General features: G+C 74.9%; 19 protein-coding genes. 8 read left to right on the top strand and 11 right to left on the bottom strand.

The features are described 5' to 3' along the window. Nucleotides 1-8: 8 nt before the first annotated feature. The 6 genes from DMB38_RS28850 to DMB38_RS28825 form a co-directional block, all read right to left on the bottom strand. Complete coding sequence (locus tag DMB38_RS28850) at nt 9-848, bottom strand: carbohydrate ABC transporter permease (protein WP_125937601.1); 840 nt, start codon at nt 846-848, stop codon at nt 9-11. Further along, on the bottom strand, nt 845-1702 hold the full coding sequence (locus DMB38_RS28845) for a sugar ABC transporter permease (protein ID WP_125937600.1): 858 nt from the start codon (nt 1700-1702) through the stop codon (nt 845-847). Before DMB38_RS28845 ends, DMB38_RS28850 begins: the two co-directional genes overlap by 4 nt. A 10-nt stretch (nt 1703-1712) precedes the next feature. Continuing rightward, complete coding sequence (locus tag DMB38_RS28840) at nt 1713-2963, bottom strand: ABC transporter substrate-binding protein (RefSeq protein ID WP_125937599.1); 1251 nt, start codon at nt 2961-2963, stop codon at nt 1713-1715. Between the two features lie 39 nt (nt 2964-3002). Continuing rightward, nucleotides 3003-5846 carry a family 78 glycoside hydrolase catalytic domain gene (locus DMB38_RS28835; protein ID WP_125937598.1) on the bottom strand — a complete coding sequence of 948 codons (2844 nt, stop codon included), beginning with the start codon at nt 5844-5846 and terminating at the stop codon, nt 3003-3005. Between the two features lie 109 nt (nt 5847-5955). Then, nucleotides 5956-6927 (bottom strand): C-terminal binding protein, encoded by a 972-nt coding sequence (locus DMB38_RS28830; RefSeq protein WP_125937597.1) that lies wholly within the window; start codon nt 6925-6927, stop codon nt 5956-5958. After that, entirely contained in the window at nt 6920-7603 is a 684-nt protein-coding gene (locus DMB38_RS28825) for a GntR family transcriptional regulator (protein ID WP_206337759.1), read from the bottom strand. The genes DMB38_RS28830 and DMB38_RS28825 overlap by 8 nt, the downstream gene beginning before the upstream one ends. A 115-nt stretch (nt 7604-7718) precedes the next feature. On the opposite strand from DMB38_RS28825, the gene DMB38_RS28820 reads away from it, so the two are divergent. Genes DMB38_RS28820 through DMB38_RS28805 form a run of 4 tightly spaced genes read left to right on the top strand, consistent with a single transcriptional unit; the run spans nt 7719 to nt 10984 of the window. Beyond that, nucleotides 7719-8510 carry an SDR family NAD(P)-dependent oxidoreductase gene (locus tag DMB38_RS28820; RefSeq protein WP_125937596.1) on the top strand — a complete coding sequence of 264 codons (792 nt, stop codon included), beginning with the start codon at nt 7719-7721 and terminating at the stop codon, nt 8508-8510. After that, a complete protein-coding gene (locus tag DMB38_RS28815) occupies nt 8510-9457 on the top strand; it encodes an amidohydrolase family protein (protein ID WP_125937595.1) in 948 nt (315 codons plus the stop codon). The genes DMB38_RS28820 and DMB38_RS28815 overlap by 1 nt, the downstream gene beginning before the upstream one ends. Beyond that, entirely contained in the window at nt 9454-10509 is a 1056-nt protein-coding gene (locus DMB38_RS28810) for a Gfo/Idh/MocA family oxidoreductase (protein ID WP_125937594.1), read from the top strand. Before DMB38_RS28815 ends, DMB38_RS28810 begins: the two co-directional genes overlap by 4 nt. A 28-nt stretch (nt 10510-10537) precedes the next feature. Next, nucleotides 10538-10984 (top strand): VOC family protein, encoded by a 447-nt coding sequence (locus tag DMB38_RS28805; protein WP_125937593.1) that lies wholly within the window; start codon nt 10538-10540, stop codon nt 10982-10984. A gap of 13 nt (nt 10985-10997) precedes the next feature. On the opposite strand, the gene DMB38_RS28800 is transcribed toward DMB38_RS28805, so the two are convergent. Further along, nucleotides 10998-11288 (bottom strand): hypothetical protein, encoded by a 291-nt coding sequence (locus DMB38_RS28800; protein ID WP_125937592.1) that lies wholly within the window; start codon nt 11286-11288, stop codon nt 10998-11000. Nucleotides 11289-11378: 90 nt separating this feature from the next. Further along, on the bottom strand, nt 11379-11582 hold the full coding sequence (locus DMB38_RS28795) for a hypothetical protein (RefSeq protein WP_164716134.1): 204 nt from the start codon (nt 11580-11582) through the stop codon (nt 11379-11381). 177 nt (nt 11583-11759) lie between these two features. On the opposite strand from DMB38_RS28795, the gene rpmG reads away from it, so the two are divergent. The 3 genes from rpmG to DMB38_RS28780 are packed head-to-tail and all read left to right on the top strand — an operon-like array spanning nt 11760 to nt 13366. Beyond that, the gene (rpmG, locus tag DMB38_RS28790) at nt 11760-11924 is read left to right on the top strand and encodes a 50S ribosomal protein L33 (protein WP_125937590.1); all 165 of its coding nucleotides are present in this window, start codon (nt 11760-11762) and stop codon (nt 11922-11924) included. A 29-nt stretch (nt 11925-11953) separates the two neighbouring features. Next, entirely contained in the window at nt 11954-12205 is a 252-nt protein-coding gene (locus tag DMB38_RS28785) for a type B 50S ribosomal protein L31 (RefSeq protein ID WP_125937589.1), read from the top strand. Between the two features lie 3 nt (nt 12206-12208). Then, on the top strand, nt 12209-13366 hold the full coding sequence (locus tag DMB38_RS28780; protein ID WP_125937588.1) for a GTP-binding protein: 1158 nt from the start codon (nt 12209-12211) through the stop codon (nt 13364-13366). A 5-nt stretch (nt 13367-13371) separates the two neighbouring features. On the opposite strand, the gene DMB38_RS28775 is transcribed toward DMB38_RS28780, so the two are convergent. From DMB38_RS28775 to DMB38_RS28765, 3 genes are all read right to left on the bottom strand, one after another. Further along, nucleotides 13372-14034 carry a response regulator transcription factor gene (locus DMB38_RS28775; RefSeq protein WP_125937587.1) on the bottom strand — a complete coding sequence of 221 codons (663 nt, stop codon included), beginning with the start codon at nt 14032-14034 and terminating at the stop codon, nt 13372-13374. Continuing rightward, a complete protein-coding gene (locus DMB38_RS28770) occupies nt 14031-15482 on the bottom strand; it encodes a histidine kinase (RefSeq protein WP_240662515.1) in 1452 nt (483 codons plus the stop codon). Before DMB38_RS28770 ends, DMB38_RS28775 begins: the two co-directional genes overlap by 4 nt. A gap of 74 nt (nt 15483-15556) precedes the next feature. Beyond that, nucleotides 15557-17050 carry a glycosyltransferase family 39 protein gene (locus DMB38_RS28765; RefSeq protein ID WP_125937585.1) on the bottom strand — a complete coding sequence of 498 codons (1494 nt, stop codon included), beginning with the start codon at nt 17048-17050 and terminating at the stop codon, nt 15557-15559. A gap of 418 nt (nt 17051-17468) precedes the next feature. Between DMB38_RS28765 and DMB38_RS28760 the strand changes: the two genes are divergently transcribed. Further along, the gene (locus tag DMB38_RS28760) at nt 17469-24560 is read left to right on the top strand and encodes a SpvB/TcaC N-terminal domain-containing protein (RefSeq protein WP_125937584.1); all 7092 of its coding nucleotides are present in this window, start codon (nt 17469-17471) and stop codon (nt 24558-24560) included. Nucleotides 24561-24611 lie beyond the last annotated feature (51 nt).

Below are 24611 nucleotides of genomic sequence, written 5' to 3'. Positions count from 1 at the left end.
CTCCTCTCTCACCCGTGCAGGGTGCTGGTGAAGCCCTTCATGACCGTTCGCTGGGCGAAGCCGAAGAGCACGACGACGGGGCCGGCCGCGATGAGCGCGGCGGCGAAGATCAGCGGCCACTGGGCGGCGAACCTGCCGACGAACGAGTAGACGGCGACCGGCAGCGTCACCTTGTCCGTGTCGCCGACGAACACGAGCGCGACGAAGAAGTCGTTCCAGACGAAGAGCCCGGTCAGCGTCGCGACGACGCCCGTGACGGGGCGTACGAGCGGGAGGACCACCCCGGCGAAGACCCGCAGCGGGCGGGCCCCGTCGACCCGCGCGGCCTCCTCGTAGGCGAGGGGCAGCCCGCGGATGAACCCGGTGTAGAGGAAGACGGCCAGCGGCATCTGCAGGCCCACGTACACGAGGATCAGGCCGGCGCGGGTCCCGGTGAGGCCGGCCTCCACCATGAAGCCGTAGAGCGGGATGATCCCGAGCTGCACCGGCATGATCAGGGCGAAGCCGAAGAGGCCGAAGAGCGCGCCGGAGAGCTTCGAGCCGCGGCGCGCCAGCGCGTACCCGGCGGGTGCCGCGACGACGACGAGGATCAGCACCACCGCGAGGGTGGTCACCACGCTGTTCACCAGCGCCTGGGAGAACGACACGGTGCCGCCGCCGGCTTCCGACCAGGCCCGCTCGACGTTGTCCAGCGTGGGGTCCCCCGGCGGCCGCAGCGCGGACTCGCCGGCCGCCTCCGGACCGCGCAGCACGGTCGTCAGCACGAGGTAGACGGGGAGCAGCATGGGGATCGCGGCGATCCAGAAGCCCGCCTCGCGGAAGGCCGTCCAGCGGCCGTAGCGGTTCACGGACGCCTCCCGCGCAGCAGGCGCGTCTGGACCAGCGCGACGAGCGACACCCCGGCGACGAGCAGCAGGGCGACGGCGGAGCCGTAGCCGAAGCGGCCGTTGACGAAGGTCTGCTCGTAGACGTACGTGCCGAGGGTGTCGGTGCCGCCCGAGGGGCCGCCGCCGGTGAGCGCCATCACCTGGTCGAAGAGGAGGAACGCGGAGATCGTGGCGAGCACCGTGCCGATGACGAGCGCGGGGCGCAGCAGCGGCAGCGTGATGTCGGCGAACCGCCGCCAGGGCCCGGCGCCGTCGACCTCGGCCGCCTCCAGCAGCTCGCGCTGCACGCCCTGGAGCCCGGCGAGGTAGATGAGCATGTGGTAGCCGGCGAACTGCCACACCATCACGACGGCGACCGCCAGCAGTGCGGTGGTCCGCTGCCCGAGCCACGGCTGTGCCGAGGAGCCGAGCCCGACGGCCTCCAGCAGTTCGTTGAGCGGCCCGTCCACGTCCAGGATGAACGTCCAGACGTACGCGACCACCAACGGGCTGACGACGGCCGGCACCAGGAAGAGCGCCCGCAGCACGTGCCTGGTCCGCAGGGTGTGCGCCAGGCCGAGGGCGAGGCCGAGCCCGGCGGCGTTGACGCCGACCACGTACAGCGCGGCGAGGATCAGGGTCTGCGCCACGACGTGCGAGCCGTCGCCGAAGAACTCGGTGAAGTTGCCGAGTCCCACCCAGGACGGCGAGGTGAGCCCGTCCCAGTCGGTGAAGGCGTAGGCGGCGCCGACGAGGGAGGGGACGAGGAGGATCAGCAGGGTCACGGCCGCCGCCGGGACGACGAACAGCCAGGGTACGGCTCCGGGTCGCTTCATCGCGGGCTCCTCACGGTGCCTCCGAGGTCCACAGCGCGTCCATGGACTCCAGGACGTCGGCGGGTTCCGTGCGGCCGGTGAGCATCTCGACCAGGCCGCTGTCGAAGCGGGCGATCAGCTCCGGGTTGGGCCACTGCTGGTCCATGACCGGGGCGGTCCGCCCCTCGCGCAGGTACGGTTCGAGCGCCGCGGCGTACCCGGGGGCGCGGGGCCCGCCGGAGTCGCCGGGGACCGCGGGGACGGCGCCGTCGAGCGCGGCGTAGCGGGCGCGGTGCCGGGCGTAGAAGTCGATGAACTTCCTGCCGAGCGCGGCGTCGCTCGCCTTGGCGGGGACGACGAGGCCGCCGCCGGCTCCGGCGGGCACCCGGATCCGGCCGGGGTCGTCGGCACCGGGGAACGGCGCCACCGTGAACTCCGCGTCGGGGGCCGCCGCCTGCCACATCGGCAGGGTGACGGTGGGAGCGACGGCCATCAGTGCGTCGCCCTCGCCCAGCGCGCGGGCGGCGGCCTCCCGCGTGGTGCCCGCCGCGTCCTCGCCGAAGCACCCGGCGTCGCGCATCTCGCCGAAGCGCGCCACCGCCTCGCGCCAGCCGGGGTTGCCGGCGAAGGTGACCTCGTCGCGCAGCCGCTTGCCGCCGTAGCCGGGGTCGTCCGCGTAGACCGTGGACGCGGCGAGCGCGAAGCCCACGCTGTGCGGCATCTTGGAGTTCTCGTGGCCGCCCAGCGCGAACGCCACCCTGCCGTCGCGCACCGCGCCGCGGCACGCCGCGAGGAGGCCCGAGTACGTCCCGGGCACGGCCGTGCCCTTCTTCGCCACCACGCCGATGGCCATCGAGTCGACGGGGAAGGCGTAGACCGCGGCGCCGTCCCCGACGGCGCCCGCGAGGCCGGCGGGCACCTTCCCCGCCCAGGGGGCCCTGCGCAGGTCGGCGAGCAGGTCCTTGTCGGCCAGCGCGCGCACGGTGGCGGACTCGCCGTAGCCGACCAGGGTCATCGCCACGTCGGGCGCGCGGCCCGCGCCCAACTGGCGGCGCAGCGCCTGGAGATGCTGGTCGAAGGGGGTCTTCCGCACCGTCACCGTGAGGTCGGGGTGCGCCTTCTCGAAGTCGCGGGCGGCGGCGTCGACGGAGCTCTCCGGGCGCCCGTCGTCCCAGACGGAGACGACGATCTCGCCGTCGCCCCCGGTGTCCGCCCCGCACCCGGCCGCCAGCAGCGCCGCGGCCAGCGCGGCGCAGCCGAGCGCCCTTCCGCGTACGTTCATCGGAACCTTCCTTCCGCTCCGCACCGTCGGGACCCGGGCTCAGTCGTGCGCCGTGGCGAGCCGGAGGCGGTGCGTGCCGCCGCCCGCCTCCAGCACGAGGTGCTCGCCGCGGCGCCTGATCTCCCGGATGCCGGACCCGGGTTCCGGCCCCGGTCCGGCGGGGTCGCCGCCGGATCGCCACAGGGTCCGGCCGCCGCCGGTCAGCTCCGCGGCGCCGGCGGCCGGCAGCCACACCTCGGCGGTGCTGGTCGCCGGCACCTCGACGGTGAGGTGGAGGGCGCCGCCGGCGACGTGCCACGCGACGGCGGCGTCGCCGCGCGCGGTGCGTACGCGCGCGCTCGCGCGGTCGAGGCGGTGCGTGAGCGCGGGGCGGACGCGGATGCGCCGCCAGCCCGGCGCCGCGGGGGCCAGTCCGGCCACGTCGTTGAAGAGGAACTTCTCGATCATGGCCATGAGCTTCATGTTCCGGCTGTATCCGGCGTCGCCGCCCCAGGTCTCCCAGACCGTCGTGGCGCCCCGCTCGATCTGCGCGCCCCAGCCGGGGTACGTGGTCGTGGTCGCGATGCCGTACATCACGTCTGCCGCGCCGATCTCCGGCAGCACGTTCTGCAGCGCGGCCGTGCCCATGGTCCCGGTGTCCAGGTGGCCGCCGTCGCGCTCGATGCGCTCGACGAGCACGCGCCCCACCCGCTCGCGGTGTTCGTCCGGTACGAGCCCGGTCCACAGCGGCATCGCCTGGGCGGTCTGCGAGCCTGTTGCGTAGCGGCCGGTGGCCGGGTCGAGGAAGCGGTCGTTGAACGCGGTACGGATCTCCCCGGCCAGCTCGCCGTAGCGGCGGGCGTCGTCGTCCTCGCCGACGACGGCCGCGGCGCGCGCGGTCATCGCGGTCACCGCGTGGAACCAGGCGGTGGAGGTCAGTTCGACGGGGGTGCGCTCCGGGCTGAGCAGGGAGGTGCCGTCCGGCTGGGGCTCCATGTGGTCGCCGAGCCCCTCGGTGAGCACGAGGTCCTTGGCGCGGGTGCGCAGGTACTCCACGCCGCGGCGCATCCCCGGGTAGTGGCGCCGGAGGACCGACTCGTCGCCGTAGAACCGGTAGAGGTGCCAGGCGATGCTGGGGTACGAGGTCATGGCGAAGTCGGGCAGCGGCGCGTACGGCCAGTGGACGACGGACGACCACGCGTCGGGCAGGACCTCGCGTTCCTTCTCGTACTCCTCCAGACCCTGCTCCTCCAAGGCCGTCATGTCGACCGTGCCGCGCCACTGGAGCGGGCAGATCGTCGGGAAGCGGCCGTCGGGGAGCTGGGTGCCGGCGAGGTCGTCGAGCCACTTGAGCCAGAACGCGCGCGCGTCGAAGGCATAGAGGTAGTCCTCGACGGACCAGCCGGGGTCGCCGACCCAGCCGACGCGCTCGGCGCGGTCGGCGGCGTCCTGCGGGAAGCCCTGGAAGCTGGCGCGGAACGTCCACAGCACGTTGCGGTGGATGCGGTTCAGCAGGTCGTCGGAGCAGTCGAACGTGCCGCTCGGGGCCAGGTCGGAGTGGACGACACGGGCCGCGAGTTCGTGCACCCGCACGCCGGGTCCCGAGACCGTCACCTCGGCGTACCGGAACCCGTGCAGGGTGAACCGCGGCTCCCAGACCTCCTCGCCGCCGCCCCTGAGCGTGTAGACGTCGGTCTGCGCCGCCGCCAGCCACGACTGCGCGTTGGCGTCGTCGTCCAGGTTCCCGTCGGCGTCCACCTCGCCCGCGTGCCGGAGCCGGACCTCCGCTCCGGCCGGGCCCGACACCCGGATCGCGGTCCAGCCGGAGACGTGCTGGCCGAAGTCCGCGATCCGCACGCCGTCGCCCGCGGAGGCCGTGGCGACGGGGGCCAGCGTCCCGACCACCCGGGCCGGCTCCAGGGGCTGCGACCTGACGCGGCCCGCGGGCGCGGGCACGGGCGTGACCGGCGACCAGCCGGTGGCGGCGAATCCGGGCGCGTCCCAGCCGGGGGTCTCCTCGCGGGCGTCGTAACGCTCGCCCTGCGCATAGTCGTTGTAGCGGACGGGCCCGGGCGCGGTGCGCCAGCTCCCGTCGCTGACGACCGTGACCCGCTCGCCGCCCTCCGTCTCCACCTCGATGCGCAGCAGGGCCGCGGGCCGGTCGCCCCACGGGGTGCGGGGGAACGGACCGGGGCCGTTGTCGTCCTCCGCGCTGTACCAGCCGTGGCCGAGCATCAGCCCGACCGCGTTCTCACCGGCGGTCACCCGGGCGGTGATGTCGTACGTGGACGCCAGCACGCGCGGGCCGGGGATGCGGGCCGGCTCGCCGTCGCCGTCGCGCAGCGCGGGGTCGTGGTCGTAGGTCGTCGTGGCCGGGTCGAGTACACGGTCGCCGACGCGTTCGCCGTTGAGGCTCAGCTCGTAGAAGCCGAGCGCCGAGACGTACGCGCGGGCGCGTGCGACCCGGCCGGGTATCGCGAACCGGGTGCGCAGCAGCGGCGAGGAGACGCCCGCGCCGCCCGCGATCCACGCGGCGCCCCAGTCCTCCGGCGCCAGCAGCCCGGTCTCGAACGAGGCCGGCGGGCCGAACGGGCCGGGGCGGCCGGCGCGGCCCCACAGCCGCACCGTCCACCAGCAGCGCTCGCCGGAGCGGAGCGGACGGCCCGCGTAGGCGACGCCGTTGACCACGTCCTCCGCCACCCGCCCGCTGTCCCACCGGTCGGCGGACCCCGGCCGCAGCAGCTCCGGCGCGCTCGCCACCAGCACCTGGTACGCGCGCAGTTCCTCGTCGTCCGCCCCTGCGGGCACCCAGCCGAAGACGGGCTCCGGCTCGTCCAGGCCGAGCGGTTCGACGAGGTGCTGGCAGCGCAACTGCGTCGCGCGCAGCTCTCCGGCCTCGGTCATGTGTCTCTCCCAGCTCGCGTGCGTCGTTACGGGAAGGGGGAAAGGTCCGTGTTCGGTCAGGCCCGTGGCCGGGCCGCCGGCGCCGCCGGTCTCCGCTCGCCGGGCGCCGTCACCGCGCGTACTCCGGATTGACGATCGACGCCACGGGCCGCCGACTGAGGAAGTCCACGACCTGCCGCGCCGTCGTCTCGGCCAGCTCGCGCCGGGACTCGCGGGAGTACCAGGCGGCGTGCGGGCCGAGGAGGACGCCGGGCAGGTCGCGCAACGGGCTGTCGCCGGGCAGCGGTTCGGTCTCGAACACGTCCAGCGCCGCGCCCGCCACATGCCCGTCGCGCAGGGCGTCGGCGAGCGCGGCCTCGTCGACGAGGCCGCCGCGGCAGGTGTTCACCACCAGCGCGCCGCGCGGCAGCCGGCGCAGCGCCGCGCGGTCCAGCAGGTGGCGGGTGTCCGGAGTGAGCGGGACGTGCAGGCTCAGCACGCCGGCGGAGGCGAGGGTCGCGTCGAGCCCCGCGGGCCGGTGCCCGGCGGCGGTCACGGCGGCGTCCGGGACGTACGGGTCGTGGACGACGACGCGGAAGCCGAGCGCGGCGGCGTGCGCCGCGGTGCGCGAGCCGATCCGGCCGAATCCGACGACGCCCAGGGTGGTGCTCGACGGCCGCAGCGCGCCGGGGGCGTCGCCGGTCACGGACCAGCGGCCGGCGCGTACCGCCCGGTCGAGCGTGGCCAGCCGGCGGGCCGACGCCAGGACGAGCGCGATGGTGTGCGCGGCCACCTCCTCGACGCAGTAGTCGGGGGTGTTGGCGACGGCGATGCCGCGGGCCGTGGCGGCGGCGACGTCGATCATCTCGTAGCCGATGCCGAGCCGGCCGATGTAGCGGCAGCGCGTCAGCCGGCGCAGCACCCGCCCGGTGACCGGCGCCCACTGCACCACCAGCGCGGTGGCGTCGGCGGCGGCCTCGATCACGTCGCGCTCGGTGCGGCAGTCGGCGAGCGCGGCGCGCAGCCCGGCGGCCCGGAGGATCTCCAGCATGCGGTCGGTGCCGGGCAGGTCGGCGTCGGTCACGACGACGAGTTCAGTCATCGGCGTCCCCCTCGGGCTCCGGCAGCGAGGCGCGGATCCGGGTGGCGGCGGCCTCGATGTGACGGGCCATCTCGGCCCGGCCGGCCTCCGGGTCGTCGTCGAGGAGCGCGTCGAGCAGCACGTCGTGCGAGGCGGCGTGCTGTTCGAGACTCTCCGGCGGCAGCGCGGCGGTGGCGGCGCGCAGGAAGGCGCCGATGCGGCTGCGGAGCTGGGTGACCAGCTCGTTGAGCATCCGGTGGTCGGCCAGCTCCCACAGCCGCTCGTGGAAGCGCTGGTCGAGATCGAAGACCCGGCGGAAGTTGCCGTCCGCGGCGGCGCGGCGCATGGCCTCGACGATCCGGCGCAGCTCGCGCTCGGTGCGCGGGGTCAGCCGCTCCCCCACCCGGGCGACGACGAACTGCTCCAGCACGGTGCGCAGCGTGGACAGCTCGTCCAGCTCGCGGGCGGAGAGCGTGGCGACCCGCGAGCCGCGGCGCGGGGTCCGCTCGGTCAGCCCCTCGTCGGCCAGCCGCGACAGCGCCTCGCGCACCGGGATGTGGCTGACCCCCAGCTCGGCGGCGATCGTCCGCTCCACCAGCCGCGTGCCCGGCGGGTAGCGGCCCTCCAGGATCGCGTCGCGGAGAGCGTCGGCCACCTGGTCGGCCAGGTTCCCTGAGGAGAGGGGGTGCAGTGCCATCGCGTACGCCTTCAGTCCTTCTCAGTGGTCGAGTTGCTATAGCGTATAGCACGAACGCGCTAGATGCTATAGCGTTTTCCGCGACGGCGGCAGGGCTCGGGAGGAGCGGAGCGAGATGCGGATCGCAGCGGGACGTACGGCACTCATCACCGGCGGCGGATCGGGCTTCGGCCGGCTGGTGGCCCACCGGCTGCACGCGGCCGGGGCCTCGGTGGCCGTGGTGGACGCCGACGCCGGGCGCGCCCGGGAGGTCGCGGCGGAGCTGGGCGAGCGGGCCCTCGGCCTGGGCGCGGACGTGCGTGCGGCGCGCGAGGTGGCGGACGCCGTGCGCGCGGCCGAGGCGGCGTTCGGCGGCGTCGACACGCTCGTGGTCTCCGCGGGCGTCTTCCACCTCGGCGCGCTGGAGGAGACGACCGAGGAGGACTGGGACCGCACCGTCGGCGTCAACCTCAAGGGCGCGTTCCTCGCCGTCCGGGCCGCCGCCCCCTCCCTGCGGGCCAGCGGCCGGGGCCGGATCGTGACGATCGGCTCGGACTGCGGCCGGCGCGGCTTCCCGCACCAGGTCCCGTACGTGGCCTCGAAGTTCGGCCTGGTGGGGCTCACCGAGGCGGTGGCCGCGGAGCTGGCACCGGACGGCGTGACCGCCAACTGCGTCGCCCCGGTGGGCTGTCCGACCACCGGCATGGGCCGGGAGGTGCTGGAGATGAAGACCGCCACGAGCGGCCGGACCGCCGGCGAGATCCTGCGGGCGGCGGCCGCGGGCAACCCGCTCGGGCGCAATGCGAGCGAGGACGACGTCGCGGACGCCGTCCTGTTCTTCCTCTCCGACCAGGCGGCCTTCCTCACCGGGACGACGCTGGACGTGGACGGCGGCGCGCACCTGGGCGCCGTGCCGGGGGTGCGGTGATGGCCGCCATCCCGCTGGTCGACACGCACGTCCACTTCCACGACCTGACGCACCCGAAGCTGCGCTACGCCTGGCTGGAGCCCGGCGCGCCCGTGGACGAGGTCACCGGCCCCGACGCCGCCATCCGCGCCCAGCGCTACTGGGCGGACGACTTCGTCGCCGAGACCCGCTTCCACAACGTCAGCAAGGTGGTGCACGTGCAGGCGGCGATCGGCAGCGCGGACCCGGTGGAGGAGACCCGCTGGCTCCAGGGCTTCGCCGACCGGCTCGGCGTCCCGCACGGGATCGTCGCGTACGCCGACCTCACCCGTCCCGACGCCGCCCGGACGCTGGCCCGGCACGCCGCGTACCGCAACCTGCGCGGCATCCGCGACCTGCGCTACGACCGCTATCTGACCGACCCGGCCTGGCACCGCGGCTACGCGCAACTGGCCCGCCACGGCCTGGTGTGCTGCGACGACCCGGCCGTCGAGGAGATGGCCGACGCGCGCCGGCTGGCCGAGCGCCATCCCGGCGTCACGCTCTGCGTCGACCACGCCGGCTACCCGCGCCGCCGGGACCGCGCCTACTTCGCGCACTGGCGCGCGGCCATGCGCGACCTCGCCCGCGCGCCGAACGTGGTCGTGAAGATCTCGGGCCTCGGCCAGGCCGACCACCGGTGGACGGTCGGCTCGCTGCGGCCCTGGGTGCGGGAATGCGTCGAACTCTTCGGCCCCGACCGCGCCTTCTTCGGTACGAACTGGCCGGTGGACCGGCTCTACAGCTCGTACGGCGACGTCGTCGACGCGTACGCGGAGATCATCTCGGACCTGCCGGAGGGCGAGCGGCACGCGCTCTTCCACGGCACGGCGGAACGGGTGTTCCGGCTCGGCGGGGAGCCCGGCGATGCGCATGGCGGGAAGCCGGGCAGGGCGTCCGGCGAAGAGCACGGCGGGGAGGCGGCATGAGCGCGCGGATCGCCGTGATCGGCTGCGGCTGGTGGTCGACGTACGCGCATCTGCCCGCACTCGCGGAGCGGCCCGACGCCGAGGTGGTCGCGCTGGCCGACCCCGACCCGGCGCGGCTCGCGGCGGCGGCCGGGGCGTTCGGCGTACCGGCGGCCTTCCCCGGCGCGGCGGAGCTGTTCGACGCGGTGGCGGCCGACGCGGCGGTGATCGCGGTGCCGCACGCCGCGCACCATCCCGTCGCGAGGCTCGCGCTCGACCGGGGCGTGCACGTGCTGCTGGAGAAGCCCATGACCATCGAGCCCGCGCACGCCCGCGAGCTGGCCGGACTGGCGCGCAGCCGCGGGGCGGAGCTGCTGATCGGCTACCCCTGGCACTACAACCCGCACGTCCTCGCGCTGCGGGAGCGGATCGCGGCCGGGGCGATCGGCCCGGTCGAGCACGTCTCGGTGCTCTACGCCTCCACGGTGCGCGAGCTGTACCGGGGAGACCCCGAGCCGTACCGCGACGCCTTCGGCTACCCCGTCAACGCCCCGGACGCGCGCACCTACAGCGACCCGGAGCTGTCCGGCGGCGGCCAGGGCCAGACGCAGATCACCCACGCCGCCGCGCTGCTGCTGTGGCTGACGGGGCTGCGCCCGCGCGGAGTGGCCGCGTTCCGCGCCGACTTCGAGCTGCCGGTGGACCTCGCCGACGGCGTCGCGGTCCGCTTCGAGGGCGGCGCCGTCGGCACCCTCAGCTCGACCGGGGCGGTGCTGGCGGGGCTCGAGGAGATCATGCGGCTGGAGGTCTTCGGCCGGGACGGGCACATCCTGCTCGACGTCAACGAGGGCACCGCCTCCGTCCACGACGCCACCGGCGTCACCGAACTCCCCCGCCTGCCCCCCGCCCAGCGCAACCCCGAACACGCCCCGGCGCACAACCTGGTGGACCTCGCGAACGGCCGCGGCCACAACGGCTCCCCGGCGGAAACCGGCCTGGAGGCGGTCCGGTTCGTCGCCGCGATGTACCGGTCGGCGCGCGAGGGCTCGATCGTCGATCCGCACACGCTCTGACCGGACACGCAGCAGGCAGGAGTACGCAATGCTGACAGGCTTCTCCCACGTGGGGTTCACCGTCGCCGACGTCGACGCGGCCGTCGCCTTCTACCGGAAGGTGTTCGACGCGGAGCCGGCGGTACGGCGGATATACGACGCCCCGTACACCTCCGAGCAGATCGGCTACCCCGACGCCCGGCTGGACATCGCCCTCTTCCGCATCCCCGGCTCGGACGCGCTGCTGGAGCTGATCCAGTACCTGAACCCGGTGGGCGAGCCGGTCGACCTGGAGACCAGGAACCCGGGCACCGCACACATCTGCCTGACGACGGACGACCTGGACACCGAACACACCCGCCTGACCCGCCTGGGCGCCACCCCACGCAGCACGACCCCGGTCCACATCACCTCGGGCCCCAACGAGGGCCGCCGCGTCGCCTACTTCAGAGACCCCCAGGGCCTCACCCTGGAGATCCTGGAGAGGGAAGGCTGACCGCCCCGCCGGCTCACTGCCCGCCCGGGAGTTCCCAGCCGCCGAGCAGCGCGATCGCGAAAGCGCAGAGCCCGGTGGCGATGGCAAGGAAGAGGACGCCGAACCCGCGCACGTACCCGGACGAGGGGAATCCGTCGTTCGGGTGCGTGCGCGTGCGGTTCTGCGCGGCGAGCGACTGCAGAAAGCCGGCCACCTGCCGGTGCCGGAAGAAACAGGCCAGCCCGAAGGCGCAGAAGCTCAGCCCGACGAGGAGGGTGAACATCTTCGCTTCGTAAGGCACCTGCCCCGCGTGCTCCGCGGCCACGGCACGGCCCCGCCTCCCTCGACGGACAACGCCGAGCATGCCGCACGCTCCTTTCCGTACCCACCGAGAGCTCCGGTGCGGATGACGAAACTACTCCGCGACCAGCGCGGAGAATCCCTCGACGACGACCACGGCCACGAAGAGCACCCCGACCCCGACGAAGCCCCACCCCACGATCTTGTTGACCACTCGTTGCGCGCCCTCGTCCCGAGCCGCGGCCACGAAACGGCTTGCCACCCGGCGCACGTCGAAGACGATGGCGCCGCCCAACCCGACGCAGAAAATTCCTGCCACGAGCGGCCCGAGCAGACCCCAGCCACTCACCTGCGCTCCGCCGGCAGACATAGGTCTCCCCCAAGAGTTCGAACACCCCACGGCGCCACCATCGGCTGCAACCGTACGCGGCGTCACGGGCAGGGCGGGAGCGCGAGATAGATGAAAATGAAAACCGTTACGGTGTATACTGCGGGCATGGCCAGCAACGAGCTCCGTCCGGTGATCAAGCTCCGCTCCACGGCGGGCACCGGCTATGCCTACGTCACCCGCAAGAACCGCCGGAACGACCCGGACCGGCTGCACCTGCGCAAGTACGACCCCGTCGCGCGCCGGCACGTGACCTTCCGCGAAGAGCGCTGAGCCGCGCGCGCAGAGAGGAGCCGACCAGTATGAAGTCCGGTATCCACCCCTCCTACGGGCCCGTCGTCTTCCGCGACCGGGCGGCGGGGTTCGCCTTCCTCACGCGGTCCACCGCGACCGCCGGGTCCACCGTCGTCTGGGAGGACGGCAACACCTACCCCGTCATCGACGTGGAGGTCTCCTCCGCCAGCCACCCCTTCTACACCGGCAGGACCAAGGTGCTGGACACCGCCGGCCGCGTCGAACGGTTCCGCCGCCGCTACGCCCCCCGGGAGCGGTGACCCATGGCGGAGGATCCGTCGCCGCTTCCCGTGGTCGTCGTCGCCGGGCTTCATCGCGAGGCCCGGCGGCGGGCCGTCGAGTCCCTGCTGCGGGCCGTCCCCGGCGCCGTCGCCGTACACCACGACCTGGACGCGATCGAGGACGGCCGCGTGCCGCGCACCCTGCGGGACGCGGACGGGGTACGGGAGCGGGGGCGGCCCCGCATGACGGCGCCCTGCGCCTGCTGCGCGGTCCGCGACGACCTCGTGCCCACGCTGCTCTCCCTGGCCGTCGGCGGCTCGTATCCGCTGGTCGTCGTCGAGCTGTGGGACTCGGTCGAGCCGCGTGCCCTCGCCGAGTTGATCGCCGCCGCACCCGCGGAGGCCCTCCGGCTCACCGGGGTGGTCACCGTCGTCGACGTCGACTCGCTCGTGCCGTACCTCACCTGCGGCGAGGACCTCGCCGAGCAGGGCCTGGCCCTGGCGCCCACCGACCGGCGCACCGTCGCCGACACCTTCGCCCGCCAGCTCGAATACCCGCCGCTGCTGGCCGTGACCTGCCTCGGCGACCCCGACCCCGCCGACGTCGCGCTCCTCGACCAGCTCCACGCCACCGCCCGCCGCGTGCCCCTCGGCTCGCCGGAGTTGGCCCGCGCGGCGCTGGCCGGGGTCGACGTGGACGCCGCCGCGACCCGCCACCACCCCGCCTGCGCCCTGCTGCCGCAGGAGGCCGACGGGCACGGCGTGGCCACCCTCGTCTGGCGGCGCGCCCGCCCCCTGCACCCCGGCCGGCTCTACGCCGCCCTGGAGGACCTCACCTGCGCCGCCGTACGCAGCCGGGGTCGCCTGTGGCTCGCCGACCGCCCGGACGCCCTGCTGACCTGGGACGCCACCGGCGGCGCGCTCTGCATCGAGCACGCGGGGCCGTGGCTGGCCGCGCTGCCCGGGGCCGCCTGGGAGCTGGAGCCCGCCGCGCGCCGGGTGGCCGCCGCCCTCGACTGGCACCCCCAGCACGGCGACCGGGGCCAGCACCTCACCTTCACCGGCCCGGGCCTGGACCGCACCACGCTCCGCCGGATGCTCGACTCCTGCCTGCTCACCGACGCCGAGTACGCCGCGGGCCCGGACGGCTGGCGGGCGCTGTCGACCGCCTTCGACGCCCTGCTGGGCATCCCCGCCTGACCCGGTCAGCCCGCGGGCTGTACGAGGCGGGTCTCGTAGGCGAAGATCGCGGCCTGGGTGCGGTCCCGCAGCCCCAGCTTCTCCAGGATCCGTCCCACATGGGTCTTGACCGTGGACTCGGCGACCACGAGGCGGGCCGCGATCTCGGCGTTGGACAGCCCCTGCGCGATGAGGGCCAGGACCTCCGTCTCGCGGCCGGTGAGACCGGCGACGCGGGTCTCCGCCGGGAGGTTCAGCACCGGCTTGCGCTCGGCGAAGACGGTGATCAGGCGCTTGGTGACGGTGGGCGCGAGCAGGGCCTCGCCGGCGGCGACGGTGCGGACGCCCTCGGCGAGCTGGCGGGCCGAGGCGTCCTTGAGGAGGAAGCCGCTGGCGCCGGCGCGCAGCGCCTCGTAGACGTACTCGTCGAGGTGGTACGTGGTGAGGATGAGGACCTTGGTGCCGAGCCCGGCGCCGGCGATCCGGCGGGTCGCCTCCAGCCCGTTGACCTCCGGCATCCGGATGTCCATGAGCACGACGTCGGGTGCGAGCAGGCCCACCTGCTCCACCGCCTCGCCGCCGTCGGCGGCCTCGCCGACGACCTCGATCCCGGGCTGGGCGTCGAGCAGCACGGTGAACCCCTCGCGCACCATGGACTGGTCGTCGGTGATGAGCACCCGGATGGTCACGTGCCGAGCGCCTTCTCGCGGATGCCGTCGGCGGGTGCGGCCACGGGGGCGTCGGCGAGGGCTTCGTGGGGGTCGTCGGTGAGGAGCAGCACCGCCACCTCGTAGCCGCCGTCCGGGGTCTCCCCCGCGGTCATCCGGCCGCCCAGCATCGCGACGCGCTCGCGCATCCCCGCGACGCCCTGCCCGGCGCCGGGCGACGGCGGCCGCTCGCCGGCCGGCGCCTCGTTGATGATCCGCAGGGCGAGACCGCCCAGGACGTACGACAGCTCGACCTTCGCGGGGGCGCCCGGGGCGTGGCGCAGGACGTTGCTCAGAGCCTCCTGGACGATGCGGTAGGCCGACAGTTCGACGCCCTGCGGGAGTTCGCGCCGCGCGCCGGTGACGGTCTTCTCGACGGCCAGGCCCGCGTCGCGGACGTTGCCGAGCAGCCGGTCCAGGTCGGCGAGGGTCGGCTGGGGGGCGGACGGCGCCTCGTAGTCCTCGGTGCGTACGACGCCCAGGACGCGCCGGAGTTCGGCGAGCGCGGCGACGGCGTTCTCCCGGATCGTCGCGAAGGACGCGGTCAGTTCGGGCGGCGGGTTCTCCACCCGGTAGGGGGCGGCCTCCGCCTGGATCGCGATGACGGACATGTGGTGCGCGACGACGTCATGCAGCTCGTGCGCGATGGACGTGCGCTTCTCCAGCCGCGTGCGCCGGGAGCGCTCCTGGGCGGTGAGCGCCCCGCTGGCCTCGGCGCGGCGGCTGGCGGCGGTCCAGCCGCGTACGGAGACGGCGACGGCGATCACGACGGCGGAGGCGACGGTCATCTGGACGGCGTTCACTTCATCACGGGGCCGCAGGCTCAGCCAGGACCCGACGAGACCGCACAGGGTCGTGAGGAGCCACATCGCGACGGCGGTGCCGACGCTTCGGCGCAGCGCGGCGATCGCGAGCACCACGAGGTGCGAGACGAAGGTCGCTTCCCCCCAGGGCCAGTCGTCCGCCGAAGTGATCGTCGCCGCGAGGGCGAAGCACACCACCAGGGAGAGCCACCAGGCGCCGACCGGCCGGAAGAGGACCAGCAGCAGGGGGAGCGCCGCGGCCAGGCTGACGGGCAGACCGATGTGGCCGCCTTCGAGGGTGCCCGCGAACGGATCGTAGGTCCCGAACTCGTCGTAGTACTCGCTGTCGCTCATCCCGTACCAGCCGCTGCCCCAGCCGAAAAGGAACAGGGCAAGCGCGACGATCGCCATGTGCGGCAGCCGGACGGCCACGCGCCTGACGGCGGGCCGCATGCCCCGCACCACCGGGGCGTCCGAAGGCAGCGCGGGCAGCGGCGTCAGCGCGAACGCCTCCCTGAACAGCTCGCGGCGCGTCGTACGCGTCCGGAGGCCCAGCAGCCGCAGGCCGTCCCGGATCACCTCGAACTCGCCGCGGACGCGGGGGGCTTTGTGTGTGGACTCGGTCACCCGCACACCGTACGGGCGTGCGGGGTGCGGCGGCGTCCTTCCGGATACGGATCCGGGCGGGTCCTCCTCAGGTACTACGCCGGGTCGCAGCGGCCGGGCCGGGCGTAGACCGTGACGCGCGCGCCGTGGACCTCCGTGGTGCCGCAGAGGCGGAAGTGCGCCCGCAGGACGGCCCGTTTCACTTCCTCGACGGGGTCGGCGTCGGCCGGTTCGCCGGCCGGGGCGCGCAGCGCGACGATCCGGTCGGCCGTGAGCATCCGGGCGCGGACGGCGGCGGGCGGCAGCTCCACGCCGTAGAGGGTCGCGGACGCGCGCGGGTCTTCCCGCACCGCGAGGTCGACCAGCCCGGCGTACGCCGCCGGGTCGGCCGCCTGCCAGCCGCGGCGCCTGCCCGGCATGAAGAGCAGCCCGTCACCGGGCCGCCCCTGCGCCCGGACGGCGCGGGCGAGGGCGGCCAGGTCGTCCTGGCGGCTCTCCGGGCCGCGTAGATGGAGCCCGACCGGAACCAGCGCCACCAGCACGCCCGCCGCGGCGAGGGCGGCGAGCAGCCGCCGGTGGCACCGGCGGCGCCAGAGGTGGTCCAGCGCCGCGCCGAGGAGCAGCGCGAGGCCGGCCTCCTCGTAGAGGACGTAGCGGGAGACGTAGAGCGGCATGATCGCGGAGGAGAGCAGCAGGAGTCCGCCGGGCAGGATGAGCAGCGCGAGCGCGAGGGACCGCAGCAGCCGTGCGGCCGCCGGGAGGAGCGCGGCGCAGAGCAGGCCGGCGAGGGCGGGGACGACGTAGCCGAGGAGCGCGCCGGCGCCGGGCGGTCCGATCCAGGCCACCTGCGCCGACTGGCGGGAGCTGAGCACGGCGAGCGGGGCCAGCGCCGCCGCCACCGCGCCCGCCGTCCAGGTCCAGGCGCGCCGGTCGCGGCGGGAGCGCGGCGTGACCCACAGGGCGGCACCGTGCGCGGCGACGGCGAGCACCGCGAACTCGTGCAGCAGGCAGCCGGTGAGGGCCACCGTCCCGTAGGCCGCCCACAGCCGGGTCCGGCGCTCTTCCAGGGCGCGTACGAAGAGCCAGGTCGCCCAGGTGACGGCGGCGCAGACGAGGGCGTACGAGCGACCCTCCTGCGCGTAGCGCTGCACCGCGGGCAGCAGCGCGAAGGCCACGCCCGCGAGCAGCCCGGCGCGGGGTCCCGCCAGCCGGGCGCCGAGCAGCGCGACGCCGGCGGCCGCGGCGGACATGGCGAGCAGCGAGGGCAGGCGCAGCGCGTACAGGCTGTCGCCGAACACCGCGAACACCCCGTGCATCAGCAGGTAGTACAGGCCGTGGACCGCGTCCACGGTGGTGAGCGTGTCCAGGAGTTCGGGGAGGCCGCGCCGCGCCATGTCGTACGTGGCGGCCTCGTCCCACCACATCGACCCCCCGCGGGAGAGCCCCCACAGCCCGAGGACGAAGGTGACGACGGCGGGGACCAGGGCGCACAGCCACGGCGGCCAGGCGGACCGGCGGAGGGTGGCGCCTGCGGGCGGGGCGGCCGCCTGAAGGCGGCGGGAGGGGGCGGCGGGCCGGGTGAGGGCCATGGGCGGTCTCCTGTACGGGGGCGGCACGCGCGCCGCCCGTCCGCCGTTGCCGGCTGCGGACCCGCGGCCCGGCGGTTTCAGGGCAGGGGGCGGTAGGGCGGCGGCGGAGCAGGGGTGCGGGTGAGGCGGTGGCGGAGGACGGCGGGCGGCGTGCGCTCACACGGGAAGCGGAGGGCGCCGCGCGTCTCTTCGGTACGAACGCTCGGGTTTCGGTCCCGCCACAACCTAGGACGGCGGCGGACCCGGACGCCTCCCCCGCGATGCGGAACCCCGAAGGTCCGCCTCAAGTACCGGACCTGAAGACGATCTTCGCAATCTCAGCCTTTCAGGTGCCTATGCGCTCTTGACACGTGATCTGCCCTCTTTCCCTCCCTACGCTGAGCGCGACTACTCAGCTCGGCGGCCCTGGGAGGGGCGTATGGGTGAGGGCCAGACCGGTGCCGCCGCGGTGTCCGGGGACCGGACGGCGGCCGGCCAGGAGGCGGGGGAGCTGCGGGAGTTGCCCGCGCTGGCGCTGCCCGTGGCCGGCGGGGCGCTCCGGGGCATGGGAGAGAAGTTCACGACCGACCCGGTGACCGGCACCCCCGCCCTCTCCGTGCCGCTCGCCGTCTCGCCGGCCCGCGGCGCCGAGCCCGCGCTCGCCCTCGGCTACGACTCCGGGGCGGGCAACTCGCCCTTCGGCCTCGGCTGGTCGCTCGACGTGCCGTCCCTCTCCCGCCGCACCGACAAGGGGCTCCCGCGGTATCTCGACGCGGATGTCTTCCAGTTGTCCGGTACGGAGGACCTGGTGCCCGCCGCCGTGCCCGCGCCCCGCACCTCCGGCGCGTACGACGTCACCGCCTACCGGCCGCGCACCGAGGGCGCGTTCGTGCGGATCGAGCAGTGGCGCCACCGCGGCAGCGGCGACCTGCACTGGCGGGTGACGTCGAAGGAGAACGTCACGAGCCTTTACGGCCGCGACGAGGAGGCCCGGGTGGCCGACCCCGCGGACCCCGGCCGCCGCGTGTACCGGTGGCTGCTCCAGCGGACCGAGGACGACCGCGGCAACGTCACCGTCTACGAGTACAAGGCCGAGGACCGCGCCGGAGTCGACACCTCCGCCCCCGAGGAGCGCAACCGCGCCCGGGTCGCTGGCCGGTACGTGAAGCGCATCCGGTACGGGAACACCGAGCCCGGCACCGCCGCCGGCTTCCGCTTCGAGGTGGTCTTCGACTACGGGGAGCACGACGAGGACGCGCCCGCTCCCGGCGAGGTCCTTCCGTGGCCGGTGCGCGCCGATCCGTGGTCCACCCGCCGGCCCGGCTTCGAGGTGCGCACGTACCGGCTCTGCCGCCGCGTGCTGATGTTCCACCGGATCCCCGAACTCGGGCCCCGGCCGCAGTTGGTGAGCGCCCTGCTGCTCGGGTACGACGAGGACCCGGCCGCCACCAGGCTGGTCTCCCTCACGCACCGCGGCTACGTGCCGGACGGGCGTGGCTACGCGTACGCGGAGCTGCCCCGGCTCACCTTCGGCTACACCGAGCGGACGGTGTCGGCGGCGGTCGGCACCCTGACGTCCGACGACGGCGACGTGCGGCTCGACGGGCCGTACCAGTGGACGGACCTCGACGGCGAGGGGATCGCCGGCATCCTCGCCGAGCAGGGCGGCGCCTGGTACTACCGGCGCAACCTCGGCGGCGGGCGGGTCGGCCCGCCCCGGCCCGTCGACCCGCTGCCCAACGGAGCCGCCGGGGCGGCCGGGACCGCCCGGCGGCAACTGCTCGACCTCGACGGCGACGGGCGGCCCGCGGTCGTCCGGCTCGGCGGCGGCTCCGGCGGTCCCGGCGGCTCGGGCCCCGCCGGCGGCATCGCCGACCCGGGCTACCACGAGCGCACCGCCGACCGCGGCTGGGCCGGCTTCGCGGCCTTCCGCCACCTGCCGTCGCTGGACTGGGACGACGCGAACCTCCGGTTCACCGACCTCACCGGCGACGGCCTCGCCGACGTGCTCGTCACCGCCGACGACGGCCTCACCTGGTACCCGTCGGCAGGCGCCGAGGGGTTCCGCGACGGCGAGACGGTCGCCGCGGGGCGCACCGAAGAGCACGGTCCCCGGCTGCTCTTCGCCGACGCCGAGCGGAGCGTGTACCTGGCCGACATGACCGGCGACGGCCTCACCGACCTGGTGCGGATCGGCAACGGCGAGGTCGCGTACTGGCCGAGCCTCGGCCACGGCCGCTTCGGGCCCAAGGTCGCCATGTCCGACGCGCCCGTCTTCGACCACCCGGACCGCTTCGACCAGCGGCGGATCCGGCTCGCCGACGTCGACGGCAGCGCGCCCGCCGACCTCCTCTACCTCGGTCCTGACGGCGTGCGGCTCTGGTTCAACCAGGCGGGCAACTCCTTCGGCCCGCCCGAGCACGTCGACGGCGTACGCCACACCGGCGCCCTCGCCCTGGCCTCGGTGGCGGACGTGCTCGGGCAGGGCACGGCCTGCCTCGTCGTGGCCGAACCCCGGCCGGACGGAGAGCCGCAGGTGCGCTACGTGGACCTGATGGCCGGCGGCAAGCCGCACCTGCTGAACCGCACCGACAACGGGACGGGCCGGGTCACCACCGTCCACTACGCCTCCTCCACCGCCTTCCACCTGGCCGACGAGGCGCGCGGCGCGCCCTGGTTCACCCGGCTGCCGTTCCCCGTGCAGGTCGTCGCCGGGACCGTCACGCACGACGCCGTCGCCGGCACCGAGCTGGCGGCGACGTACCGCTACCGGCACGGCTACTTCGACGGCGCGGAGCGGGAGTTCCGTGGCTTCGGGTACGTCGAGCAGCGGGACGCGCTCACCACCGCCACCGGCGAGCTGCACCAGCCGCCCGCCGTGGCGCGGCGGTGGCAGCACACCGGCTGGTACCCGGGCCCCGACCGGCTCGGCACCCCGTACGCGGACGAGTACGGCGGCCCGCTGCTGCCCGGCACCCCGCTGCCGCCCGGACTCACCCCGGCCGAGGAGCGCGAGGCCGCGCGGGCGCTGCGCGGGCAGGTGCTGCGCACGGAGACGTACGCGGAGGACGGCACGGCGAAGCAGGAAAGCCCGTACTCCGTCGTCGAGTCGAGCCCCCGGGTACGTCTCGTGCAGCCGGCGGGCGCGGCGGAGCACGCGGTGGTGTTCGTCCACCCCGGCGAGGCGCTGACCGTGTACACCGAGCGGCGGGCGGACGATCCGCGCACCGTCCACGAGGTCACCCTGGAGGTCGACGCGTGGGGCAACGTCCTGCGGTCGGCGCGGATCGCCTACCCCCGCGCGTCCCCCGCCGACCCCGAGCAGGGGCGGCTGCGGCTCACCCTGACCGAGCGGACCGTCGCCAACGACACGGCCGCGGCGGACCGCTGGCGGATCGGCGTGCCGGTGGAGAGCCGGGAGTACGAGATCGGCGGGGTCGCACCGCGCATCCCCGGCGAACCGTTCGCCTTTGACCACCTCCTCGCCGGCCTCGCGGAGGCGGCGCGCCACGAGATCCCGTACCACGAGGAGCTGTCGGGCGCCGAGCCGCAGCGCCGGCTCCTCGCGCGCACCCTCACCACGTACGCCTCCGACGACCTCGCCGCCGAACTCCCGCTCGGCTCCCCCGGGCTGCGCGCCCTGCCGTGGCGCAGCTACCGGCTGGCCTTCGCGCCCGGCCAGATCACCGCCCTCTACGGCGACCGCCTCCCCGACGCGGAGCTGCGCGAGGCGGGTTACGTACGGCGGGCCGAGGGTGACGGCTGGTGGGCGCCGTCCGGGCGGCAGGTCCCCGACCCCGCCGCGTTCTACCTGCCGACCCTCTACGCCGACCCGTTCGGCGCCGAGTGGGAGACCGAGTACGACGACCACTGCCTGCTGCCGGTGCGGGTGTACGACCCGCTGCGCAACATGTCCGAGGCGCGGCCGCACTACCGCGTGCTGCGGCCCTGGCTGCTCACCGACCCCAACGGCAACCGCAGCGGCGTGCGTTACGACGCGCTCGGCCTGGTCGTCGCCACCGCGGTGCTGGGCAAGGAGGGCGGCGCGGACGGCGACGTGCTCGACACGTCGACCGCGGAGGCGGCCCGCGGCGACGACCCGACCACCACCGTCGCGTACGACCTGACCCGCACCCCCGTGCGCTTCCACGTCGCCGCCCGGGAGCGGCACCGCGACCCGGACTCGCCCTGGCAGGACACCTGGACCTACCTGGACGGCAGCGGGCGGGTCATCCTCACGAAGGGCCGCGCGGAACCCGCGCCGGGCACGGGCGCCGAGCGCTGGGTGGGCACCGGGCGCACGGTGTACGACAACAAGGGCAACCCCATCCGCCAGTACGAGCCGTACTTCGCGCCCGACAGCGGCTTCGACACCGAGGACGAGCTGGTCCGCCGCGGCGTCACCCCGGTGCTGCGCTACGACCCGCTCGGCCGCCTGGTGCGCACCGACTTCCCCGACGGCAGCAGGGCCGAGACGGTGTTCACGCCGTGGGAGCGGCAGGACTGGGACCGCAACGACACCGTGCGGGACAGCCGCTGGTACGCCGAGCGGGCCGGGCTGCCGGACACCGACCCGCAGGGCCGGGCCGCCCGGCAGGCGCTGGCGCACGCGGGCACGTACACCGGGATCCGCTACGACACCCTCGGCCACCCGCACCTCACCGTCCAGGACAACGGCGGCGGCGGCCTTCTCACCACGGAGGTGCGGCGCGACGTCCAGGGCCGGGAGCGGGCCGTCGTCGACGCCCGCGGACTCCTCGCGCTCACCCAGGAGTTCAGCATGCTGGGGCACGCCGCGCACACGGCGGGCGCGGACGCGGGCGAGCGGTGGAGCCTGGTCGACGTGCTGGGCAAGCCGGTGCGCGGCTGGGACGGCCGCGGCGGCGAGATGTGGTGGGCGTACGACGAGCTGCGCCGCCCCGCGTACTCCAGCGCCACCGCGCCGGGCGAGGAGAGCGAACGGGTGCGGGTGCGCTACTACTACGGCGAGTCGCTGGCCGACGGCCGGGCCCGCAACCTCCGCACCCGGCTCTGCCTGGTCTTCGACGGGGCCGGGGCGGTGCGCACCGAGGACGTCGACTTCAAGGGCAACGTGCTGGCCACCGAGCGCCGGCTGGCGGCCGACCCCGCGGGCGAGCCCGACTGGGCCGCGCTGGCCGGGATCGGGGAACCGGAGGCGGCGCTGGCGCGGGCCGCCCCACTGCTGGAGAGGACCGCCCACCGGTCCACGACCGCGTACGACGCCCTCGACCGCCCCACGCTGGCGACCGGCCCGGACGGCAGCCGCACCCGGCCCGCGTACAACGTGGCGGGGCTGCTGGAGCGGATCGAGGTGGCCGCGCGGGGGGCCGGGACATGGACCCCGGTCGTGCGGAACGTCGACTACGACGAGCGCGGCCGGCGCACGCTGATCGAGTACGGCTGCGGCGCCCGTACCGCCTACGCCTACGAGCGGGACACCTTCCGGCTCGCCACCGCGGACACCACGGCGGCGGACGGGACGGCGTGGCTGCGGCTGGCGTACGCGTACGACCCCGAGGGCAACGTGGTGGTGGCCGACGACCCGGCCCAGGACACCGTCTTCTTCCGGAACACGGCCGTGGGGTCCCGCCGCACCTACGTCTACGACCCGGTGTACCGCCTGGTGGCGGCGGCCGGCCGCGAGCACGTCGGGCAGACGGCGCAACCCGGCCCGGCGGACGTGCCGTTCGCGCCGCTTCCGCACGCCAACGACAGCTCCGCGCTGCGCCCGTACACCGAGACGTACGCCTACGACGACGCCGGCAACGTCCGCACCGTCACGCACACGGCGAGCGGCGGGAACTGGACCCGCCGCCACGACACCGCGCCCGACGCGGACCGGCTGCGCGCCAGCAGCCTGCCCGGCGACCCGGAGGGCACGTACTCCGCGGTCTACGCGTACGACGCGAACGGCAACGTCACGGCGATGCCGCACTTGGCGGCGCTCGACTGGGACGTGGAGAACCGGCTCGCGCACGTGTCGCTGGGCGGTGGCGGCGACGCCTTCTACCAGTACGACATGAACGGGCGGCGGGTGCGGGCCACGACGCGGCGCGGCGGCACCATCGAGACGCGGACGTATCTGGGGAGCACGGAGACGTACCGCAGGACGGCGGCCGGGCGGACCGTCGAGGAACGCGGGACGCTGCACGTCGCGGACGGCGCCGGGCGGGTGGCGCTGGTGGAGACCGTCACGGTGCGCGACGGCCGGCCCGTGCCGGTGCCGCACCCGGTGGTGCGCTACCAGTTCGCCGACCACCTCGGCGGTGCGGTCCTGGAGGCGGACCAGGACGGGGCGGTGCTCAGCTACGAGGAGTACCACCCGTACGGGACCACGTCCTTCCACGCGGAGACCGGGGCGGTGAGCCGCAAGCGGTACCGGTTCACGGGCAAGGAGCGGGACGGGGAGACGGGGTTCGCCTACCACGGGGCGCGCTACCTCGCGCCGTGGCTGGGGCGGTGGACGAGCCCGGACCCGGCCGGCTTCGCGGACGGCCCGAACGTGTACGCGTACGCGCGGAACAACCCGGTGGTGCTCTCCGACCCCTCCGGCACCCAGTCGCGCCGCGAGACGCAGCCGCAGGGGCCGCGCACAGGATCGACGACGGAGGCGCCGCCCGGCGTCCACGTCATCCCGGAGGTCGTCATCGTCGGCCACCCCGACTGGTCCGGCGAAGTGCTCACCGACAGACCCGCGCCCTCCGGGCCCATGGAGGCGCGGGAGGAGGGGCTGGCCGAGCGGCTCACGTCCGTGCCCCTGGTCGAGGTGAAGACGGGCGACCGGACGCAGCTCATCTCCCTGGAGACCGCCCGGCTCATGAAGTCCCTCGGCGTGCTCGAGGGCAGCCAGGTGACGGTCCGTGAGCCGCAGGTGTCGGAGGCGGAACTCGAAGGCATCGAGGAGGAGAGCGAGAAGCTGCGCGCCGAGTGGACGGCGCGGGCCGCCCTCCAGGACATGTACCGGGAGCAGATCCGGCAGTCCCTCAACGAGATGACGGGCGGCCGCTTCCCGGCCGCGGAGCCCCGCACCATCGACCTCGGCGCGTTCGTGCTGGAGCGGCCGGAGCTGCCCGAGCAGCAGGAGGGCCGGGCCGACGCGCTGACCGTCTACGGGAAACGGACGGATCACACCGCGAAGACGCGGGGTTCCCTGGAGGTCTACACCATCGCCCAAGGGCTGCCCGGTTACCGGCTGCGCCCGCAGGGTGGCCGGGACCGGGGGGTGTCCGGCAGCGCCGACGCCTCCCACGCGGAGAAGAAGGCGGCGCTCTTCGCGCCGTACACCATCAACCCGATCACCGGGAATGTGGTCCAGACGGAGATCCAGGTCAACCGTGACGCCTGCGCGTCGTGCCAGGGGTACTTCAGCGCGCTCGCCCGGCAGCGGGGCATCGGCTACCGGGTGCGCGGCCCGGAGGCGACGTTCTTCTTCAACCCCGGGCTGACGCTGGAGCTGCGGGCGGTCCCGCAGCAGTTCCGGAACGTCCCCGCGGCGAACGTGCAGCGATGACGGCGACGAAGGGGTTCTCGTGACGACACCGACGGCGGCGACGGAGCAGAC

It is taken from the genome of Streptomyces sp. WAC 06738, assembly GCF_003945505.1.
GTDB lineage: Bacteria > Actinomycetota > Actinomycetes > Streptomycetales > Streptomycetaceae > Streptomyces.
Note: the sequence above shows the minus strand (reverse complement) of the source record. Positions and strands in the feature narration are given on the sequence as shown.

Excerpts from the sequence above, each read along its gene's own strand:
- DMB38_RS28785 (WP_125937589.1), top strand. The coding sequence starts at position 11,954 with ATGAAGTCCGGTATCCACCCCTCCTACGGGCCCGTCGTCTTCCGCGAC.
- DMB38_RS28765 (WP_125937585.1), bottom strand. The coding sequence starts at position 17,050 with ATGGCCCTCACCCGGCCCGCCGCCCCCTCCCGCCGCCTTCAGGCGGCC.
- DMB38_RS28845 (WP_125937600.1), bottom strand. The coding sequence starts at position 1,702 with ATGAAGCGACCCGGAGCCGTACCCTGGCTGTTCGTCGTCCCGGCGGCG.
- DMB38_RS28780 (WP_125937588.1), top strand. The coding sequence starts at position 12,209 with ATGGCGGAGGATCCGTCGCCGCTTCCCGTGGTCGTCGTCGCCGGGCTT.
- rpmG (WP_125937590.1), top strand. The coding sequence starts at position 11,760 with ATGGCCAGCAACGAGCTCCGTCCGGTGATCAAGCTCCGCTCCACGGCG.
- DMB38_RS28810 (WP_125937594.1), top strand. The coding sequence starts at position 9,454 with ATGAGCGCGCGGATCGCCGTGATCGGCTGCGGCTGGTGGTCGACGTAC.
- DMB38_RS28825 (WP_206337759.1), bottom strand. The coding sequence starts at position 7,603 with ATGGCACTGCACCCCCTCTCCTCAGGGAACCTGGCCGACCAGGTGGCC.
- DMB38_RS28835 (WP_125937598.1), bottom strand. The coding sequence starts at position 5,846 with ATGACCGAGGCCGGAGAGCTGCGCGCGACGCAGTTGCGCTGCCAGCAC.
- DMB38_RS28760 (WP_125937584.1), top strand. The coding sequence starts at position 17,469 with ATGGGTGAGGGCCAGACCGGTGCCGCCGCGGTGTCCGGGGACCGGACG.
- DMB38_RS28820 (WP_125937596.1), top strand. The coding sequence starts at position 7,719 with ATGCGGATCGCAGCGGGACGTACGGCACTCATCACCGGCGGCGGATCG.
- DMB38_RS28815 (WP_125937595.1), top strand. The coding sequence starts at position 8,510 with ATGGCCGCCATCCCGCTGGTCGACACGCACGTCCACTTCCACGACCTG.
- DMB38_RS28830 (WP_125937597.1), bottom strand. The coding sequence starts at position 6,927 with ATGACTGAACTCGTCGTCGTGACCGACGCCGACCTGCCCGGCACCGAC.
- DMB38_RS28805 (WP_125937593.1), top strand. The coding sequence starts at position 10,538 with ATGCTGACAGGCTTCTCCCACGTGGGGTTCACCGTCGCCGACGTCGAC.
- DMB38_RS28840 (WP_125937599.1), bottom strand. The coding sequence starts at position 2,963 with ATGAACGTACGCGGAAGGGCGCTCGGCTGCGCCGCGCTGGCCGCGGCG.